This window comes from Cereibacter ovatus, from assembly GCF_900207575.1.
Lineage (GTDB): Bacteria > Pseudomonadota > Alphaproteobacteria > Rhodobacterales > Rhodobacteraceae > Cereibacter_A > Cereibacter_A ovatus.
Window position 1 is genome coordinate 1 of the sequence record NZ_OAOQ01000010.1, and the last position, 21,090, is coordinate 21,090.

The 21,090-nt window shown below is 66.8% G+C and carries 9 protein-coding genes and 2 pseudogenes; 3 read left to right on the plus strand and 8 right to left on the minus strand.

Going from position 1 to position 21,090, the window contains the following annotated elements; translation table 11 throughout:
* A pseudogene (locus CRO07_RS18920) lies at positions 1 to 219 on the minus strand (hypothetical protein); the annotation flags it as partial.
* 282 nt (positions 220 to 501) lie between these two features.
* On the opposite strand from CRO07_RS18920, the pseudogene CRO07_RS11280 reads away from it, so the two are divergent.
* Positions 502 to 4,996 (plus strand): annotated as a pseudogene (locus CRO07_RS11280) (RecQ family ATP-dependent DNA helicase).
* Between the two features lie 318 nt (positions 4,997 to 5,314).
* Here the strand turns inward: CRO07_RS11280 and CRO07_RS11285 are convergent.
* The 7 genes from CRO07_RS11285 to CRO07_RS11315 all read right to left on the minus strand — a co-directional run bounded on the left by CRO07_RS11285 (position 5,315) and on the right by CRO07_RS11315 (position 17,698).
* A complete protein-coding gene (locus CRO07_RS11285) occupies positions 5,315 to 6,625 on the minus strand; it encodes an IgGFc-binding protein (RefSeq protein ID WP_204840007.1) in 1,311 nt (436 codons plus the stop codon).
* 213 nt (positions 6,626 to 6,838) lie between these two features.
* The gene (locus CRO07_RS11290) at positions 6,839 to 8,797 is read right to left on the minus strand and encodes a tetratricopeptide repeat protein (protein ID WP_176504558.1); all 1,959 of its coding nucleotides are present in this window, start codon (positions 8,795 to 8,797) and stop codon (positions 6,839 to 6,841) included.
* 143 nt (positions 8,798 to 8,940) lie between these two features.
* Positions 8,941 to 10,428, minus strand: a complete 1,488-nt coding sequence (locus CRO07_RS18425) for a hypothetical protein (RefSeq protein WP_097030802.1) — start codon at positions 10,426 to 10,428, stop codon at positions 8,941 to 8,943.
* The gene (locus CRO07_RS18705) at positions 10,425 to 11,858 is read right to left on the minus strand and encodes a hypothetical protein (RefSeq protein ID WP_097030803.1); all 1,434 of its coding nucleotides are present in this window, start codon (positions 11,856 to 11,858) and stop codon (positions 10,425 to 10,427) included. The genes CRO07_RS18425 and CRO07_RS18705 overlap by 4 nt, the downstream gene beginning before the upstream one ends.
* Positions 11,855 to 14,311: a hypothetical protein gene (locus CRO07_RS11305; RefSeq protein WP_097030804.1), complete on the minus strand. Its 2,457-nt coding sequence runs from the start codon at positions 14,309 to 14,311 to the stop codon at positions 11,855 to 11,857. The genes CRO07_RS18705 and CRO07_RS11305 overlap by 4 nt, the downstream gene beginning before the upstream one ends.
* A 165-nt stretch (positions 14,312 to 14,476) precedes the next feature.
* Positions 14,477 to 14,659 carry a hypothetical protein gene (locus CRO07_RS11310; protein ID WP_097030805.1) on the minus strand — a complete coding sequence of 61 codons (183 nt, stop codon included), beginning with the start codon at positions 14,657 to 14,659 and terminating at the stop codon, positions 14,477 to 14,479.
* Positions 14,660 to 14,785: 126 nt separating this feature from the next.
* The gene (locus CRO07_RS11315) at positions 14,786 to 17,698 is read right to left on the minus strand and encodes an SdrD B-like domain-containing protein (protein ID WP_097030806.1); all 2,913 of its coding nucleotides are present in this window, start codon (positions 17,696 to 17,698) and stop codon (positions 14,786 to 14,788) included.
* Positions 17,699 to 18,092: 394 nt separating this feature from the next.
* Between CRO07_RS11315 and CRO07_RS11320 the strand changes: the two genes are divergently transcribed.
* Together CRO07_RS11320 and CRO07_RS11325 are read left to right on the plus strand one after the other, a co-directional pair.
* Positions 18,093 to 19,331, plus strand: a complete 1,239-nt coding sequence (locus tag CRO07_RS11320; protein WP_097030807.1) for an Hsp70 family protein — start codon at positions 18,093 to 18,095, stop codon at positions 19,329 to 19,331.
* A gap of 84 nt (positions 19,332 to 19,415) precedes the next feature.
* Entirely contained in the window at positions 19,416 to 21,083 is a 1,668-nt protein-coding gene (locus CRO07_RS11325) for an FAD-dependent oxidoreductase (protein WP_097030808.1), read from the plus strand.
* Positions 21,084 to 21,090 lie beyond the last annotated feature (7 nt).

Sequence of the window (21,090 nt, forward strand, 5' to 3'; positions counted from 1 at the left end):
GGACTGGGCCGCCTTCCTGCGCGCCCACAATCTTGAGCACTCTATGAGCCGTCGAGGAAACTGCCACGACAACGCGGTGGCCGAAAGCTTCTTCAGCCAGCCGGTGATCGCATCCGGGCAGGTCGGAACCTTCGTCTCGGCTACGAGCACCCCGTCCTGCCCCACCACGCAGATCGCTGTCTCTTCCTGGGACACGTCCAACGCCGCAAACACTCCCATCGCATCCTCCTTGCTCAAGCCCCGGCGAAGTGCCAGAGCGACAGACCCATCCTGCAACGGCGGCGACCGCGGGTGGGACGTGGCGATTACGCTAAGTGGTGTGGTGTGGTGTATTGCGGTGCCGGTTGGCGCGCTCTAGTCTCGCGCGACCTGTTGTTTTGCTTGGGATTGATGGCTTTACTGAGTTTCTTACGCTCGAGGAGCGAGGACAAGACGCCTCTGCTGGCACGTTGTTTGTCGGTTGATCTCGAAGTCAATCCCAAGACGGCCGAGGTTTTCGACATGGCAGCGGTGCGGTTCGGGGATGGGCCTGCCGTTGTCGCCGCGAAAGGGAATATCAAGGAGGGCCTTGATCAGCTTGAAAAGGCGCTCGGCAAGACATCGCACGTCATAGGCCACAACATCCTGCGCCACGACATTGAGCATCTGCTGGCGGCGCGCCCGCACCTTCTTGCGAAGATGGCCGCGCCGATCGACACGCTCTGGCTCAATCCGCTGGCCTTTCCGCGCAACCCCTACCACCATCTCGTGAAGCACTACCACGACGGGCGCCTTCAGGCGGGGCATGTGAACGACCCCGAGCTTGACGCGCGACTGGTGTTTCAGGTGCTGGAAAACCAGATCGCCGCGCTGACCGAGCTTGGCGGGCGCTCTCCCGACACCCTGCTGGCCTATCATTACCTCGCGACCCGCATGGACCGGGCCGAGGGCTTCGACGCGGTTTTTTCCGACATCCGCAAGGCACGGCAGCCCGATCGCGCCGCGGCGCTGGCGGCGATCCGGTCCCTGCTGGCCGGCAAGGCTTGTGGCGCACAGGTCGGGCGAGTGCTCGACGCGCTGTCGGACCCGCGATCGGGCTGGCCGATGGCCTATGCGCTGGCCTGGATCTCGGTGGCGGGCGGCGAATCCGTGATGCCGCCGTGGGTGCGCGCCGCCTTTCCGCAGGCGGCGCTGATCGTGCGCGATCTGCGGGACACCAACTGCGGCGACGCCGCCTGCGGCTGGTGCGCCGAGATGAACGACCCCGTCGGCGCGCTGCGGAAGTGGTTCGGGTTCGACGGTTTCCGTCCCCAGCCCGCGGACGCGGACGGTCGGCCGCTTCAGCAGGTCATCGTCGCCGAGACCATGGGCCACGGCAACGTCCTTGGCATCCTGCCCACCGGCACGGGCAAATCGGTCTGCTATCAGGTTCCCGCGCTGAGCCTTTACGACAAGACCGGGGCGCTGACGGTGGTGATCTCGCCGCTCGTCGCGCTGATGGCCGATCAGGTGCAGGGGATGGAGCGGGCGGGGATCTCGTCGGCGGTGACCATCAACGGCATGCTCTCGATGCCCGAACGGCAGGAGGCGCTGGACCGGGTGCGTCTTGGCCGGGCGGCCATCCTGCTGATTTCGCCCGAACAGTTGCGCAGTGTCTCGGTCCGGTCCGTTCTGGCGCAGCGCGAGGTCGGGCTCTGGGTGCTGGACGAGGCGCATTGCGTGTCGAAATGGGGCCATGATTTCCGGCCGGACTACCGCTACATCGGGCGCTTCATCCGCGAGTTCTCGGGCGACGCGACGCCTGCGCCGGTGCTGTGCCTGACGGCCACGGCCAAGCCCGAGGTCGTGCGCGACATCACCGAGCATTTCCGCGAACGTCTGGGCGTCGAACTGGGGCTGTTCGACGGCGGGGCGACGCGGACCAACCTGACCTTTTCGGTGCTGGCGACGACGAAGGAGAGCAAGCTTGGGGACATCTTGGCCACGATCTCCGAGCGTCTGCCGCGGGACGACCGGTCGGGGGCCGTCGTCTATTGCGCCACCCGCGCCGAGACCGAGCGCATCGCGGATTTCCTGAAACGTCAGGGGCTTGCGGCCGAGCATTTCCATGCGGGCCTGACCCCCGACGACAAGCAGGCGGTGCAAGAGCGGTTCCGCGTGGGCGATCTGAGGGTGATCGCGGCCACCAACGCCTTTGGGATGGGCATCGACAAGCCCGACATCCGGCTGGTGCTTCACGCCGACATTCCGGGCTCGCTGGAAAACTACTTGCAAGAGGCGGGGCGGGCCGGCCGCGACCGCGACCCCGCCGAATGCGTGCTGCTCTACCATGCCGACGACGTGGAGCGGCAGTTCACCCTGACCGCGCGCTCGCGCCTTGAACGGCACGAGATCGGCGCCATCCTCAAGGCGCTGCGCCGCATCGACGAGCACACCCGCAACAGCGGCAAGGTGGTGGCCACCGCGGGCGAGATCGTGCGCGAAGAGAAGGATCGCGCCTTCGTGCGCGACAGCGTCACCGACGACACGCGGGTCAAGACGGCGATCTCGTGGCTGGAGGAAGCCACGCTGATCTCGCGCGAGGAAAACCGGGTGCAGGTCTTTCCGTCGTCGCTTCTGGTGCGGTCGCTGGCCGAGGCCGAGGCGCGGCTGACCGGCGCCGAGATCACGCGGGCGCGGCGCGACCAGCTGTTGAGCATCGTGCGCCACGTCATGAACACGCCGCCCGACCACCCTGGGCGACCTGCTGGCGGCGCTGCACGGCGACGCGCTGATCGCGGCGTCCGGCGTGAAGGACATGACCAAGCTGATGGAGCGGGCGCTCTTGTGGCTGCACGAGCAGCAGGTGATGACGCTGGGCAAGGGCCTGACGGTGTTCCGCTCGGCCATGACCATCCACCTGAAGCCGGGGCACGCGGGCTTTACCCGAAAGGACTTCCTGCCGCTGGAAGAGCACTACCGCGAGCAGACCCTTCAGACCCACGTGATGGCCGCCTACGCCGAGACGGGGCTGGAGCGGATCGACGAGGCCGTGCGCCTGTCCGGGGACTACTTCGCCCTCGATCAGGACAGTTTCCTGCGCCGCTGGATGCCCGGCCGCGGCACGGAACTTCGCCGGCAGACCACCGGCCGGGCGTGGAAGCAGATCTTCGAGGATCTGGGCAACCCGGTGCAGCAAGAGATCGTCGCCGACGACCGCGAGGAAACCAACGTGCTGGTGCTGGCGGGGCCGGGATCGGGCAAGACGCGGGTGCTCGTCCATCGCATCGCCTATCTGCTGCGGGTGAAACGTGAGGATCCCGGCGGCATCCTCGTGCTTGCCTACAACCGCCACGCCGCCGCCGAAATCCGCGCCCGCCTGCGCCATCTGGTCGGCGAGGACGCCGCGCGCGTCACCGTATCGACCTGTCATGCGCTGGCGATGCGGCTGGTGGGGGCCAGCTTCACGGGCGGCACGGCCGAGCGGCGCGACTTCGACGAGGTGCTGCGCGAGGCCGTGCGGCAGATCAACGGCGAGGGTCTCAGCCGCTCCGAGGCCGAAGCGCAGCGAGAGGCGCTGATCCAGGGCTACCGCTGGATCCTCGTGGACGAATATCAGGACATCGGTCCCGCGGAATATGCGCTGATTGCCGCCGTGGCCGGGCGCTCGCTCGACGATCCCGACCAGCGGCTGAGCCTCTTTGCCGTGGGCGACGACGACCAGAACATCTACGCCTTCAACGGGGCTTCCATTTCCTTCATCCGTCGGTTCGAAGAAGACTACCGCGCCAAGCCCAAGTTCCTGACCGAGAACTACCGCTCGACCCGGCACATCGTCGATGCGGCGAACCAGGTCATCGAACTGGCGCGGGGGCGGATGAAGGCCGGCCATCCGATCACCGTGGACAAGATGCGCAGCCTCGATCCAGGGGGCGGCGTGATGGCGCGCCACGATCCGGTCGGTCAGGGGCGGGTGCAGTTTCTTGACGTCGCGGCCGACGACACGGCGCAGGCGGTGGCAGCGGTCGATGAACTGATGCGGATCGCGCGGCTCGATCCGGGATTCACCTGGGCCCGGTGCGCGATCATCTCGCGCGACTGGCGTCGGCTTGGCCCCGTGCGTGCCTACGCCGAAAAGCTTGGGCTGCCCGTCGAGATGGCGAACGAGAAGCTGCCCAGCATCTGGCGCTTGCGCGAGATGCAGCGTTTCGTGGCGGGCCTGCGCCGACGCCCGGCGGCAATGCTGACGATTCAGGACATGCTCGACGTGCTCAACGAACAGCGTTCCAACCGTTGGGCCGATCTCATCGCCGAAGGCATCGCGGATCTCGCGCGCGAGTTGGGCAGGAAGACGATCCCGGTTCCCGACACGATCGAATGGCTTGCCGAATGGGCGCAGGACATCCGCAGCGCCCAGAGGGGGCTCTTGCTGCTGACCGCGCACCGATCGAAGGGGCTCGAGTTCGACCATGTGGTGATCCTGAACGGCGGCTGGAAGGCGCTGTCGCAGGGCGAGGACGGCGAGGCGCCCCGCCGCCTCTTTTACGTCGCCATGACCCGTGCGCGCCGCAGTCTGGCGGTGGTGACGAACGGAGCGCACGCCTTCGTCGAGGCCGACAGCGATTGCGAGATGCTGCGCAAGGTCGAGATGCCGCACAGGATCGATCTTCCGCAACCGGACCAGTATCAGGTTCCCGACATGGCCGTGGTCGATCTGTCCTATGCCGGACGGCTTCCAGAGACCAATCCGACGTTGGCCGCCATTGCGGCCGCCGAGGTCGACGATCCGGTGACGATCGAGTCGCGCGAGGGGAAGTGGCTGATCCTCGACGGCCATCGCCGCGTGCTGGGCCGCATGGCGGGAACATGGGCGCCGCCCGAGGGCACCGTTCTGGTCGCGGGCAAGGTGGGTGCGGTCGTGCGCTGGCGCAAGTCCGACAACGACGATCGCTACCAGAGCTATATCAAACGCGACGAATGGGAGACGATCCTGCCCGAACTCGTGTTTCGAAAGAAAGCGCCAGCTCGCACTATCTGACATTGCTTCAGGACTTCGGGCGATGTTTCAACTTGAACCTTTGCCGCGCGCAGAGAGCGACCCGGCGGCCGGAGAGTTGAAGTCGGCCCAAACCGGACTCTCAGCGCGTTGCCTGTATGCTGTAGTTGCAGCCTCTACTGCTGTGGTAATCCGATCAGGTGCCTGAACGGCAAGGTCAAGCACCGCACCGATGTTTTTCCGAATGAGGATGCCCGTATCGGCCGCGCTGGCGGCCTTGCAAGGCCCGCGCTTTCGCCGTGAAAGTCCGGCCGCCATCGACGATGGCGGCCGGACTTTCAGCGTCGGTTCAGTGCCGTATCAGGCGGACTTCTGCCGCCGACGGCGAAGCGCGCCAATCGCGCCGAGGCCACCCAACAGCAGGAGTGCCGACGAGGGCAGGGGGATCACGCTCGGGGGCGGCGAGACGCCGGGCGAGAACGCCGAAGCGATCGGGGTCAGGTAGCTGTCGAAATCGTCAAAGCCCGAGATCGTGGCAAGGAACGGTTTTGCCGCCTCGATCCGGCCCGGCCCGACACCGATGGCAAGATTGCCGAACAGGATGCCGTCGAACAGCGTGAAGCCCGAAGTATCCACCGCCACCCCGTTCAGCTTCAACGAGGCCGCATCCACCGCGGCAATCGCGATGTTCAGCAGGTTCTGCGTGAAGGCGTCAACGCCGATCGGTGTGATGAAGGCATAGGCGTCAAGCAACTGGTCCACGCTGGGCAGCATGGCGAAGGCCGGGTCGCCGACCGTCCGCGACCCGTTCTGGCCGCGCATGAACTGGCCCACGCTGACGGGCTTGGTCGCGGTCAGTTTGGCGTTGCCGACATTGTCGATGGTCAACACCTCGCCGGCGTTGATCGTGCCCTGCGAGACGCCGTTCAGGAACACTTCGGTGCCGTCCTGATCGGCGATCACCCGGACAAGATCCTGATCGCTGCCGGCAAAGGGGGTCTGAGCGATCAGGAACTCGGTGTCGAAATTGTCGGTGCCGAACTGCTGTTCGATCAGGTGGTCGCAGGCGGCGATGCCTTCCGGAACGTTGGTGCATTGCGCACCCGAGAACACCGCCACCTTCTTGCTGGACTCGACCAGTGTGCCGCTAAGATCGGCATTGGTCCCGGACCCGTAATAGACCGATTCGCCCTTTTGCAGCGTCACCTCAAACGGCACGCCATCCGTCTTGCCCAGGATACTTTTGGGGGTGATGGTGACGACGGTATTGTCCTCGACCGCGGTGACGGACATCTGCGATCCGTCGAATGTCAGCCCCTTGATGGTCAGGACACGATATTTCGTGCTGAGCCCATCAAGGTCGAGAAGCGTTGTCATGTCGGTGGTGGCCAAGGCCCGGTTCAGCGCAAGGCCGCTGATCGGGTCCGCCGATTCGACAAGCAAAGACAGGTTGTTGACCGTGCCGCTTCCGGTCATCTCGCGCCCGCCGGGGCCAAGCGCCAGCGAAAACACGCCCGTGGCGTCGATCGTGAAGGTCTGGTTGAAGCCGTCGTTGCCCGAGATCGTGCCACTTGTCCCTTCGTTCCCGAAGACGAAAAGCGAGTTGGGTCCATCGTAATAATTGGCGTGGAAGTTGGCGACGAAAGAGGCGTGGGCTGCGCCGGCGGTCAACAGGAAAAGGGCTGATGTGCCGGCAAGGGCTGAAGGCAAGTGGGATCGTCTCGGCATCGGAGGATACCCCTTAGGTTGAATTGGTTGCCTTGTAAAAAACGCAAAACGAGAGAACAGGCTTTATTATGCCCACATTGAGGCATACTGGTTAATGATGTTTTCCAAACCCCTTTCCGTCAAGGAAAATTGCTGCCGGCTGATCCGGCGGTCGGGTCAGTTCTCTGTAAGTGCCTGTAATGCGGAAAGAACCTGTTCAGCCTTGGTGAAAGAGGAATCCGTTGACCGCAGGGCCGCCTGCAAGTGGCGGGCGGCGCCTTCACGGTCGCCAAGGGCCTTGCAGACCATGCCCATGTGATAATTCGCCCAGGCGTCCTGCGGGATCTCGGCCAGAACGGGTTCAAGGATCTGACGCGCCTGTGCGTGCTGGCCGCGGATGTGCAAGAGCCAGCCGTAGGTGTCGCGCAGTTGCGGCACTGCCGAGGTGCCAAGCTGGCCGGCCACCTCCGCGGCCCGTGCGATCCGGACGGGGTCCAGCGGGGCGTGATCGGTCACCAGCGACACATAGTTGTTGGCGACAAGGGCATTGTCGGGATAGGCGCGGACCATATCTTCCATCAGCGCCAGCGCGCCGTCGATGTCCGCGCGGCGCAGCAGGATCTCGACCAGCGGCATCTTCAGCGAGGGATCGTCGGGCCGTTCGGCAAGGCCCGCGCGCAGGGCGGCTTCGGCATCCGCGGGGCGGTCGCGGTGCATCAGGTGACGGGCCAGTGCGACATGGGCGACCGCGCTTTGCGGCAGGGTGCGGACCACGCGGCGATAGTCGGCCTCGGCCGCGTCCGGCTTGCCCAGCAGGTCGCTTAGCGATGCGCGCATCAGCAGCAGCGCAGGCTGGCCGGGGGCGGCGGACAGGCGCGTGTCGACATAGGTCAGCGCCTCGGCGGGGTCGCCCTTGGCCAGATGGTGGTTGACCACCTCGGCGATGGCGCCCAGATCGGCGCCCTGATCGGCAAGGCTGCGCATCAGGCCAAAGGCTTCCTCGGTCTGGCCGCGCCCGCGCAGAACCGCAACGCGGATCTTTTCCGAATCCGAAATCGCCTCTGCCGAGCCTGTCAGCCGCAACTGCGCCGCCGCCGCCTCGGCGCCGGTCCAGTCGCCTGCGGTCAGCCGGATCTGGCCCAGCCGTGCCAGAAGCTGCGGCGCGTCGGGCTGGTGGCCCAAGGCGGTTTCGATCAGCGTTCCGGCCTGTTGGCTGCGGCCGGCATCGTCCAGTGCCTTCGCCGCGTCCAGAACGACATCTTCGTGCCACAGCGACAGCTCGGCGGCGCGCAGCAGCCGCTCGATCGCCAGATCGCGCTGGCCCGCCCGCCATTCGCCGCGCGCCGACAGCCGAAGCAGCGCGACATTGTCCGGGTCGGCACCAAGCCCCGCGGCGATGTCGGCCCGCGCGCCGTCCAGATCCAGCGCGTTCAGCCGGAACAGGGCCCGGAACGCCAGCGCATCGACATTGGCGGGCTCTGACACCAGCACCGATTCGACCTGCGCCGCCGCGCCTGCCGTGTCGCCCGCAGCCAGCAGATAGCGCGCCAGCAGCAACCGCAGCCGGCCCTTTTGCGCCTCGGGTGCCGTGGTCAGCATCTGGGCGATCCGGGCCCGCGCTGCGGATGTGGCCCCGGCATCGTGGTCAAGCTGGACAAGGGCCAGTTCGAACGGGAACGGATCGGCGGCCGCGGTGCGGAACCGTTCCAACGCGGCGCGTGCGGCGGGCGCACCCTGCGTTGCGCCGACCAGTCGGGCGATGTCCAGCGCGATCATGGCATCCTGCGGCGCAAGGGCGTGGACCTTTTCCAGCGTCTCGATGGCGGCTTCGGGGTGGCCGTTCCTGACCTGCACCAGCGCAAGCTGTTTCAGCAGGGCGATGTTGCGCGGATCGGCCTCGGCGCGCTGGCGCAGGGTTTCCTCTTCGGCGCCCAGCAGTCCCAGCGAGCGGGGCAGGCTGACGACGCCCTGCCCGGCGCCTTCGGTCCCCATCAGTGGCGCGGTGCCCAGAAGCCCGTCGATCGAGGGCGTCTCGTCCAGGGTGGCGGCCGGGGCTGCGGCCGGCAGGATCAGCGGCAGACAAACTGCCGCGCGGCGCAGCAGCCCGGCAAGATGCGGTCGGGGCGTGGGGGTCATGCGGCAATCCTCCGTCATTGCAAATACGTTGCCGAAGAAAACGGACCCGGCACCCGGTTCCGTCCCGCCAAGGATGGCGGGTTGCGGGGCAACCGCCAAGGGCCAATGACGTGTCGGGATGCGCTGGATTGCCCCTGCGCCCGTCAGGGGGTGAAAAGCGCCTCGGGCAGGCCGTAGCTGTCCAGCCATCCGATCCAGTGGACATCGGTCGGCCCCATCACATGCTCGATCACGGTCCAGCCTCCGGCGTCCTTTCGCATCAGGACCATGGCGGTGTCGCTCATGCCGCCGACCTGCATTTCGTGGGCAAAGCGGGTGCGCGACCAGTCGATGGGGCCGCCGTCGGGCCGACGCGGTTGCGCCTGAAGATAGGCCCAGACCCCATCGGTGCGCAGGACCGAGACGACGAAGATCACCGGCTGGCCGATCTCGGCCGTGATCGGCCCGCGGGCGACATCCATCAGCGCGGCGCGTTCGGGCGATTTCGGCGGCGGGGTCCAAAGCTGGCCCACCTGTGGCATGGTGGTCTGCCCGGTTGCGGGCAGGTCCATGGCGGGCGCGGGGCCGAAGCTTTGGGCCATCCAGCTTACGACCGGGTCGAACTGGGTCTTGAGCGTGGCGGGGTAGGCGATCTCGAACACCTGCACCAGACCGGACGGGTCAAGCGTCACCTTGCGGTAGAAGATCGCGGCGCCCTCGACCCCCGACAGCACATACCAGTCCCGACCCGAGGCGTGATAGCTGACCGAGGGGCGGGCGGCCATCTCGTCGCGCATCATCTGCGCCAGCGTCAGGCCAAGGGCGTTGTATTGCGCAAAGACCATGAAGCGCGCGGCCCCATCGGCCGAGGTGAACTGCCGCCCGTCACCGTTTCCGGGGGGCGGGTCGGGGCGGAAATAGCTCGCCGGGAACGAAATCCGCGTGCCGTAGCGGGCATTTTGATACAGCGTGTAGCCGTTGGCGTCGGCGGTGAAACTGTCGGGTTCGGACAGGGCGGGCGTCGGTGGTGGGGCGGGCGGGGCCGGGGGCAGGACGGGTTGGGCGGGCGCCGCCGGCATCGGCTGTGCAGGTGCGGCCGGCACCGGCAGGGCGGCGACCGCGCCCTGTCCTGCGCCCGCGTTTTCCGGTGTGCAGTCTGTCAGGGCCGCGGGCCAGTTGAAGGTCAGGCCGCCCAGCACGGTTTTCAGGGTCTCGCCGGTGCGGAACCTGTCCGTTCCGCCCCAGACCAGCGCCACCGGCACCTGTCCGGGCAGGCAGCGCCGCGCCACGCGCAACATGTGATAGCCTGGCGCCGGCTGGCCGTTGTCAAGGAACTCGGCCCGGTCGCTGCGCCAGCCGAATTCGCTCCAATGCATGTAGTGGGCATCGACAAAGGTGGCATACTGGCCCGCGGGCACCTTGCCGGCCAGACCCGTCGGCGCCAGCACCGCGCCGCCGACGGCAACCGAGACATAGCCGCCGGCGTCCTCGGCCAACAGGGTGAAGCGGTCGGTCTCTTGCAGCGCGACCCAGCCGGGCGGCGCGCTGTAGGCCACCAGCCCGCCAAGCACCTTGCCGGTGGTGCCTTCGGCATGGGCCCCACTGGCAAGGGCAAGCGCCACGATCAGGCAAATCCGGCGGGCGTGGGTCATGGCGTTTGTCCTGATTTGGCGGGGCCCTGAGTGGTTGCGCCCTGTGCATCCGGGCCTTGCTGGCCCGGGGCGGTGGCGGCGCGGGCGGCCAACCCGGCGCGGACCGTCTCGGTCATCGTCGGGCCGCCTTCGGCGCCGTTGACCGCGCCGCAGGTATCCCATGTCGCGGCCCGCGCCGGCATCGGATAGCGCATGCAGCCGAACCCCGACACGATGCAGGGCGGCCCGGGTTTGTTGCAGCTGTAACGGGCGTCATACTCGCCGATCGTGTCGGGATGATAATATTGCGAGGTCTGGGGCGAGCCATAGCCCGCCGCCCGGCAGACGCAGGACAGATAGTCCTCCGAGGGCGTAATTCCCAGTTCGGCCAGCGACTTCAGCATCTGTTCGTTGGGCAGCCCAAGGATGGGCGAGACCACCGGATCGTCGTGGCGATCCTGCGCGGGGCCGACCGGGCGGGGCTTGCGCTTTTGCGTCACCTGCGCGCAATCGCCGGCGCGGACTGGCCGGGCATAGCGTTCCAGCGCCTCGCGCTGGATCTGAAGCCGCGCGATCTTCGCCAGTTCGGCGCTGATGCGGCGGTCATGCTCGGCGATCACCTGGTTTTCGTGGTCCTGATAGCGTTGCAGTTCGGCCTGCTTTTCCGCGACAAAGGCATTCCGGGCATCGGCGCGCTTCAGCACGAAGGCGGGTTCGTCCATGCGAAAGCGGTCGCCGCCGGCCTCGACCATGATCGCATCCAGCCGGTCCTGATGGCGGCGCTCGATCTCGATCATGCGCTGGCCGTGGATCAGATGCACCGGCACGATCTTGCGATCGAGGCTTTCGGTGGCCTCGTGGATCAGGGCCAGCGACGCCTGGCTTTCGGCCACCATGTCGCGCTGCATCGCCACCATTTCCGCATCGCTCCAGCCCATGTCCTGCGCCTGGCGCCAGATCTCATAGGCCCAGCGGCCACGGCGGCTTGCGACGGTGCCGGTGAAATGGCGGTCGATGGCATCGGCGGTCTTGCCAAGATTGTCGATGGTGCTGAGATGGCTGAACCGCTTGGCGCCTTGCCACAGCAGCCCGTCGATCACCCGCGCACCGATTTCGGGCTTGTCGGGCGTGCCCCAGGCGGCGGCGATGTCCAGCGCCAGCATCCAGGGGTTTTCCACCTCTTCCATCAGCGCCTCGACGCCGGTTTCATTGCGCCGCATGTCCAGAAACAGCGCCATTTCGACGGCGGCGATGCAGGGATCGTCGATCTGGGCCACACGTTCCTTGACGCGGTCGATCGTGGGTTGGGAATAGGCCGACAGATCGCTGACGCGCGGTCTGAGGTAGTTCTTTTCGCGGGCAAGCTTCATCCGGTCGTCAAGGCTTTGGTCCGCCAGCGCCATGGCGGGCCAAAGCGTCATCGCCAGCAGCGCGCACACAAGCCATTTCATTTCGGGTCTCCTGCCAGTTCGCGGGCCAGCAGGTCGATATAGCGCGCGGCGTCAAAGTCGTCGGCATCGACCAGTTCCAGCCGTTCGCGTGCCGTCATGTCGGGCGGGGTGACCCAGCCGCCGCTGACCGAGGTCAGCGCCATCCGTGCGCCGCCGTAGCCTTCGGCCCAGGAATGGGCGGTCATGTGGAACGCGGTGCCTTCGGCCACGCCGACAAAGCCGGTGCCTGCGACCGTGGTGACCCCGGAAAGCGTCGCCGCCACTGTGCCCGGCCCCAGATCCAGATCCAGCCCGCCGTCCCACTGCGCCATTTCCTCGGCGGTCAGCTGGCGGGTCCAGTGCAGGTAATGGTCGCGCATCAGCGCCAGCCGCCAGCGTCCCGCGCCGCGCGGACCCGCCTCGCGCAGCAGCCGTAGCGCGATTTCCGAGCCGTTCCAAAGATCAGGCTGGCGACGGGTCGACAGGATCACCTCGGCGCTGTCGGTCATCGCCGGGTCGAACCGCAGGCTGAGGCGATAGGGCGTGCGGGCAAGGCGCGCATCCAGCACCGCAACCGGCCCCGAGGACAGCAGCCCCGCCCGGCCATGTTCGAACCCTTCGGGCGTCGTGACCGCGATGCCATCGCCATGCGGGCGGATCGCCTCGGCGGCGGGGACGCCGGCAAGGCCATAGGCCTCCCACGGGGTGTCGAGGTCGGGAAAGAAGCGGCGGATCGGCAACGGGGTGACCCCCGGCGCGGGCGGACCCGGCGGGGCGATCCCCGAGGCGGGAATCCGGGTCAGCTCGATCCGCTCAAGGCGCAGTGCCGCCGGTTGTCTGGCCGTTTCGGCCATCGCATGAACATTCAGGCGCAGGCCCAGCCCCTCGCGCAGGATGGGCCAGGGGGCCACGCTCTCGGGAAAGCCCTCGGCCAGCACCTGCACGCCAAGGGGGGTCAGCAGCAGATCGACCGTCCGGGGCATTGCCGTGGGTGTGGCGTCCAGAACCGCCGTCTTGGTATCGATGCGGCGCGTCGCCTGGATTGTGCCATCGGGCATCCGCCGCCAATGCAGCAGAAACCGCGGTCGTCCCGGTTCGCCTTGGTCGGTGGACATCGGCACCGTCAGCGCGATTTCAAAGCCCGAGGTCTGGGCCGGATCGAAGGTGAAGCGCAGCCGGGCGCCGCCGCCTTTTGCGAAATGGTCAAGCCAGATCACCGGGTCGGGGCTGAAAAGGCCGGGGCCGCTGCGGCCCGCGCCTTCGGGGGCGGTGGCCAGAAGCGCGTGCTCCATGGCGACCGCGGTGCCGGTCGATGGGCGGGGGCGGCCGTGCAGATCGAAATGCGGGCCGCGGGCGCTGCCGTCGAACAGGGTGACCTCTTGTCCGAAACGGGTCAGGATGGCGGCGGGGTTGCTGTCGCGGAACGGCACGGCTTCGTGCAGGATGCGGCGCAGCATCAGGCGGGCGGGCAGGTCGCCCGTCGGCGGGCTGGCCGAAACCTGAAGATGCAGCGGCGCGGTTGCTGCATCGGGGGAAAGGCGGCCTTCAAGCAGGGTTTCTCCGGTTGCGTTCTGCGCAAGAACGGTGCCGTCGGGTCGGATCTCCAGCGCCAGACCGGCAAGGGCGGTCATGTCCGTCACCGCAAGGCGGGCCTGCTCGCGGCGTTGCGTGGCAAGGATCAGCTCGGGCGCCGCCCCTGCCGGTTTCGCCTCAAGACCCAGCCAGACCACGGCCACGTCCCAGTCGCGTTTGCCCTCGCCCTCGGGTGGGACCAACGCAAAGACCGCATTCGACAGCCGCGCCGGGTCAAGATCGAACCGCAGCCGCAGGCTTTCGGGATCACCGGGCAGCGGCAGCGTCACCAGCGGCTGTGCCGAACGCAGGCCGGTGATGCGGCCATGCGGCCCCGCCGTCACGTCGATGTCAAACCCGTCGGGCGTCGTGCGCATCGAGCTTGCCATCCCCCCGCGCACCAGATGCGGCTGCCAGTCGCCACCGGGCTGGCGGCCGTCGAACAGCACCCTTGGGCCGCCTGCCGCCGCCACCAGTGCCGAAAGCGGCTCGATCTCGGTCGCGATTTCGGCCGCGCCCGCGGCGACCACCGCGATGCCGATGCCGCGCTGACGGTCGATCAGCACCACGGGCGCGCGGCCCTGCGCCAGATGCGCACGCAGGAACGCCAGCCCAAGCGCACCGCCCTGACCGTCGCGCGCATCCGATGGCAACGCCACCGCCACCAGTGCCGCCCCACGAGAGGGGCAGGCCGCCGCTGCCTCGACCGTCAGCCCAAGGTCGCGCAGCGCCGCGGCCGCGGGCGGATCGGCCGCCATGCAATCGCCGCCCAGCCGGGGCGAAAGCGCGGCAACTGCGGCGTCGAACTCGGCCGGGGTCTGGGCCTCGGCCGTGCTGGCAAGCATCAACCCGCCCGCCGCGATGCGCCGCCACAAACCCGAAGCCGACAGCCGCCTGCCCATGCCTTGATCCGACTTGCCTTTACCACCGGGGCAGTATGGCACCCGATGGCACCCCCGCGCCAGCATCGGCCAGGCGCGGGGGTGCGACATGTCGGTCAGGCAATGAAAAGGCCCCGCCCGGCATGATGCCGGGCGGGGCCGATGGCCGTGGCCTGTCCGGGCGGATCAGGCCGCGCGGCGGCGACGCTCCCACGCCAGCAGCACCAGCGCCGACACGACGGCCAGCGCGGCCACGCCGTCCAGCGCGCTGATTTCCGGCACTTCGGACGGGGGCAGGGCGTTGGTGTTATTGGCGAAGGCCGGGGCGGCGGCCAGCAGGGCAAGGGCGGAATAAGCCAGTTTCTTCATGATTATCTCCGTCGTGGATTAAAGATGGATGTCGGGGCCGGCAAAGCTGATCTCCCGGCGTGACCGGCGGGATGTCCGCCTGCCGCATGCGCGCCGGGGCGCACATGCGGGTGGATGCGTCTCTGCTCAGACGAAGCAGAAACAGTCATAGTCTTCCACATTGATCGCGACAATCAACGGCTGTTTGCTGATGCCGTCGGTCGGTTCAAGGATCACGCCGACCTTGCCATCAAGACCGGGCACATAGCCGTCATGCTGGCTGGCAAGGGCGACAAGTTCGTCCACCGCGGCGTTGCTGCCATAGCCCGGATCGCGGGTCGACAGATAGTCGGTGTTGACCTTGTCGGTGAACTCCCAGATCGCGCGCTGGATTTCCCAGCCGGTGTAGGTGCCTGCCGCCTCGAAGTCCTGGTTCAGGATCCAGTTGACGATGTCGAGGTTTTCGGCCGCCGTCTTGCCGTTGGCAATGCTGACCTGATTGGCGTTGAACAGCGTGGCCGCCGCGGGATCGAGGCTGCACACCATCCGGCCGATGACGTCGGTTCCGGGAAGCGTCTCGGTGGTCTCGATCGTCTCGTAGATGCTGATGCAGTAGGCGTTGGCAAAGATGTCGCCATCGAACCGCGCCTGACCGGACGAGATGATCTGAACCGTGAACGCCTCGGGACCCACCGGGGCCTGCACGTTCGACGCGGCGACCTGATACGTCACCGCGCCCGAAGGCAGGGTCGCACAGAACGATTCGACCGAGTTGGCGTCGCCGCAGAAGGTGATGTCGACATTCGCGATCGCCTCGTTCCCCGAAGGATCGGCGACGGTGTAGCTGTAGGACACCGTGGCTTTCTGGCCGATGTCCAGCGCCGCCTGCGCGGTTTCGCCGTCAAACACCAGCTTTCCGTCGCGCAGCGTGACCTTCACGCCGTCGATGTCGATGGTCTCGGCGCCGATGGCGATGCCGTTGACCTTGGTCACCGTCAGCGCGTCGCCTTCGGGATCGCTGTCATTGCCCAGCACATTGACGACGATCTCGGTATCGGCACAGCCGCGGCCGGTGTCGTTCTGCGGCGTCGGCGCCTTGTTCAGAACCACAAGGCCCGCGTCGATGTCGGTTTCGATCTCACCTGCGGACAGGATGAACGTATCGGTCAGGCCAAGCGCGTCCGCGTCGCTGTCATCGTTCAGCGCGTCGGCTGCGGCGGCGCTTTTCGTGGTGAAGGCAAGCCCCTCGGTCGCGGCAAAGGCCAGCGCATAGCTGCCCGCGGTCAGGCCGGTGAAGGAATAAAGCCCGCCGTTCGCGGTGACGGTCGTGCCGACCACGGCGCCCTTGTCGTCGCGCAATTCGACCGCGACGCCATCCACGCCGACTTCGCCTTCATCACGCAGGCCGTTGCCGTTCGCGTCAAGGAACACCAGATTGCCGACTTCCGCGGTCGCGGGATCTTTCACGCCGGCATCGATATCGGTTTTGGCCTCGCCGGGGGCAAGGGTGATGGTGGCGGTGACGCCGGTTTGCGGGTCCACGTCCGAATCCACCGCGTCGTCGGCGCCGACATTCTGGCCGGTGAACACCAGACCATCGGTCGGCTCGGCAAAGGCGACCTTGTAGGTGCCCGGCTCGACCTGAGCGAACAGATAGCTTCCGTCGGCCGCGGTCGTGGTGGTGCGGATCAACGCCCCGTTGGCATCAAGCAGCGAGACGGTCTTGCCGCCCAGACCCGGTTCGGCGTTGTCCACCCCGTCGCGGTTGCCATCAAGGAAATAGCGCCCGGCGATCGAGCCGTATTTGATCGTGCAAAGGCCGAAATCCACATCCGCCGTCGCACCGCCTGCCACCGTCACGATGTCCGAGACGCCCTTGGAGTTGAGGTCGGAATCGATCGTATCGTCGCCGCCGGCGTCCTTGATGGTGAACTTGGTGCCGTCCGGATTGACGCCCACGACCTTGTATTGCCCCGGAACCACATTGGCGAACTTGTAATCGCCGTTGGCGTCGGTCGCGGTTGTCGCCACCACCGTTCCGTCCAGCTTCACAAGCTGCACCGTCACGCCGGCCATTGTCGGCTCGGGCGTGCGCAGGGTGGTGTCCTGACCTTCAAGCTTGATGTTGTCGATGCGGACGAATTCGCCGCCATCGGACCAGACCGCAAGCTTGATCTGGTCGCCGCAATCCACCTTCACGTCCCGGATCACGAAGGTCGAGAACCCGCCACAGTCCGAACCCGCGCCATCGGTGTCGCGGTCCAGCCGGATCGCGGTGACATACTGGCCATCGATCAGAAGCTTGATCGTGCTGCGGCCGTCGTTTTCGTCCTGCACCCGGATGGTGATGTCATAGACGCCGCTTTTGCCGCCGAAATTGGCCGCAAGTTCGGCCGTGCCGCCGTTGCAGGCAAGGCGCACGAATTTCCCCCCCGACGCGCCGCCAGAGCAGACGGTCACGAAGTTCGATTTGCACATCGCCTCGGCTTCGATGACATAGTCGCAACCGGGGATGACCTTCTGGATGCCGTTGATGCCGTCGCAGTTGGTGTCGCTGAAGACCGTGCCCGAGACGGTTCCAAGCTTTTGCTCTTGTCCCGCCCCAAGCGAGCAGTAATCGATCCAGTCGCCAGAGACGTTGCACTGGCCGACGATTTTCAGCAGCGACCCGGCCGGCGGCAGACCGCACGATCCGCTGAAGGTATAATAGCTGCCGCCACATTCCTGCTCGATCTCGATCAGCATATATGTGCGGCCGTATTGATCCTGGACCCAGAAATAGCTTTCGGCATAGATCTGGCCGCCATTGCCGGCGGGCTGGCCCAGCGTGGTGATCGATGCGGTCTGTCCGGACCAGTCGTCGGCATTCTCGTCGCGGCAGGCGTCGCCCGAAAGCCGGGAATCGTCATCCTTGACGCAGAAGCTGGTGTCGGCGGCGGTGGGCATCTTGAAACAGTCGCCGATGCTGACCGACGATCCAAGGGTTCCCTGAGACAGCAACTGATTGGCGCTGAAGGCGGTGAAATTGTAGGTTTTGGTCTGCGGCCAGAAGAAAGTCATTTGTAAAATTACTCCGCCTATTGCGACGAACTGTCGCTGCTCTGTGTCGTCGAAAAAGCCGAATCCACTTTGGGTTGCGTATTCGGTTGGAAATTCAAACGCTGCTTGCCGACAAGCCGTGAAAATTCCGCCCGAAGGCGCTGCCGATAGGTTGTCCCGGTCCCTCGGGGATTCGTCTCCATGCAGCCCATAAATCGCCACAATTTTTCCACGGATTGAAGCGATTTCCGCCCACAAGTCAGAGAGAATGCAGTTTATCTATCCAGGGTTGTTTTGCGGCGACATCGTCGGGAGTGTAGGGTTGTAAACCCTGCCGCGGCTTTGCGGGTCGCCCTTGCGGCGGGGCGTGATTTCGCGTAGCGGCGCGGACTTTGGCCGCCTTGGACCCTTCGCCATGCCCCCAGCAACGCTTGCCATCGATTTCGGAACCTCGAATTCGGCCGCCGCCATGCTGCGCGACGGGGCACCCTGCCGGCTGCCGATCGAACGGGCGGCCGAAACGCTGCCCACGGCGGTGTTCTTTCCCGCCGACCGTGGCCCGATGCGGATCGGGGCCGCCGCGGCCGAGGCTTTGACCGCGGGCGAGGAAGGCCGCTACATGCGGGCGCTGAAAAGCGTGCTGGGAACCCCACTGTTTCACGAGCCGCGCCTGATCGGGGGCCAGCGCCGCACCCTGGCCGCGGTCGTCACCGCCTTTCTGGCCGAAGTCAGGCTGCGCGCCGAGGGCGTGGCGGGCCAGCCCTTCCGTCGTGCGCTGTCCGGCCGGCCGGTGCATTTCCACGCCGATCCCGCCCGCGATGCGCAGGCCGAGGCCGACCTGCGCGCCTGCTATCTGGCCGCCGGATTCGAGACGGTGGATTTCCTGTTCGAACCCGAGGCCGCGGCGCAGGCCAGCCACGGGCTGGGTCCGTCGGGCGAGGTGGGCCTGATCGTCGATATCGGCGGCGGCACCTCGGATTTTTCGCTGTTTTGCACCGAAGGCGGGCGGGTGCGGATTCTTGTCAGCCATGGCATCCGGCTGGGTGGCACCGACTTCGATCAGGCGGTGTCTTTGACCCATGCCATGCCCTGTCTTGGCCATGGCGGGATGCTGCGGCGCGAGTTCGGCCCCGGTCTGTTGCCGATGCCGAACGATCTGTTCGTGGATCTGGCGACATGGGCAAAGATCCCGTTCCTTTACACCCGCGAGACCCGGACGGCGGTGGCCGACATGCTGAAACGGGCCGACGATCCGCGGCTGCTGCGCCGTCTTGCCGTCGTGCTGGAACATGAGTTGGGCCACGATCTGGCCTTTGCGGTCGAGCGTGGCAAGATCGAAGCCAACATGGGCCGTCCGGGGGCGATGATCCGCATGGGTCGGATCGAGCGCGGGCTTTACGCCGATATCACGGCGGACTCGTTGGCTGCGGCGCTGGCCCGCCACCGCGAGGCGCTGGCCGCGGCCATGGCCGAGACCTGCCGCATGGCCGGCATTTCCCCCGATGCGGTGGGAACGGTGATCCTTGTCGGCGGATCAAGTCTGATGGCGCTGGTCGAGTCCGAGGCCCGCGCGCTGTGCCCCGGCGCCCGGCTGTGCAAGGCCGAGGCTTTTACCGCGGTCGTCGACGGGCTGGCGCTGGCCACCGCGGCCTAAGCCCTGCGCGGCGCGGAAAGCGGCTTTGCGCAGCGCGGTGCCGCCCCACCGCCGAAGCCTCTGGCGACAGGGCCGCAATCGCCTATGCTGCCCGCAGCAATCAGGAGAATCGGCGTGACGACACGGATCGTAGTGCTGGGCGGCGGATTCGGCGGCATGTATGCCGCCCGCGCCCTGAAGCGCCGGCTGGGCGCGGCCGCCCATGTCGAACTGGTGAACGCAGAAAACTATTTCGTGTTTCAGCCCCTGCTGCCCGAGGTGGGCGCCGGGTCGATCACGCCCGCCCATGCCGTTTCGCCGCTGCGGTTTTTGCTGCGCGATGTGGCGGTGCGCAAGGCGGTGGTGGATCATGTCGATTTCGACCGCAAGACCGTCACCGTGTTCCAGGGCATCCAGCGCCGCCCGACCGAGATCGGCTATGACCATCTGGTGATCGCGCTGGGGCAATCGGCGGATCTGTCGCGCATTCCGGGGCTTGAGGAACACGCGCTGAAGATGCGCACGCTGGAGGATGCCCGCCGCCTGCGCGCCCATGTGATCGAGCAGCTGGAACATGCCCAGATCACCCGGCGCCCCGAGGTCAAGCGCGGCGCGCTGACCTTCTGCGTCGTGGGTGGCGGCTTCTCGGGCATCGAGACCGTGGGCGAGATGAAAGACCTGATCGACCGCTCGTTGAAGTTCTATCCGGGGATCGATCCGTCCGAGGTCCGGGTGATCGTGGTCGAATTTGCCGACCGTATTCTGGGCGAGATGTCCCAGGGGCTGGGCGATTATGCCGCCCGCACGCTGCGCGAACGCGGGATCGAGCTGATGCTGCGCACCGGCGTTGCCGGCGCCACCGGCACCCAGCTTGTGACCTCGACCGGCGAGGTGATCGACACCCGCACCATCGTCGCCACCATCGGCAATGCGCCTTCGCCTGTGGTGCGGCGGATGGCGCTGCCGTCGGACCGCGGCCGGATCGTGGTTGAACGCACGATGGCGGTGAAGGGGCGGCCGGATGTCTGGGCGTTGGGGGATTGCGCGCTGATCGCGATGAAGGACGCGCCCGAAGGCCCGCGCGACTATGCGCCGCCCACGGCGCAGTTCGCGGTGCGCGAGGCGAAGGTTCTGGCCGCCAATATCGCGGCCACGGTGGCGGGCGAACCCGCGCGCCCGTTCGACTACAAGTCGCGTGGGGCGCTGGCCTCGTTGGGGGCGCGTCGGGGGGTGGCGCAGGTCTTTGGCCTGGAATTCAAGGGATTTTTCGCCTGGCTTCTGTGGCGGTTCTACTATCTTGCCTTTTTGCCGGGGATCTCGACGCGCATCCTTGTGGCGATGAACTGGTTCATGGACGGGATCAGCCCGCGCAGCGTGGTGCAGCTTCGCGCCGCGCCGCAGCCTTCGATCCGCTATGTCCATTTCCGTGCCGGGGATGAGATCTACGAGGTCGGAAACCGCGCCGACGGGTTCTACACCGTCGTGACCGGCGCGGTCGAGATGACCCGCCCCGACCCCGACACCGGCGAGATGGTGACCCGTATCATCGGTCCCGGCGGCCATTTCGGCGAGCGGCTGATCCTTGGGGCCACGCGCCGCAAGACCAGTGTGCGCGCGGTCGAGGATACCAAGGTTCTGGTGCTGAACCGCGAGGAATTCCTGCGGCTGGCGGACAGTTTTCAGGCGTTCCGCGACTATTTCGCGCCCTACATGGCCCGTCATGGCGTGACATGGCCGATCACGGCCGACAACGACGACCGCCCCGCACCCTGACGCGCAA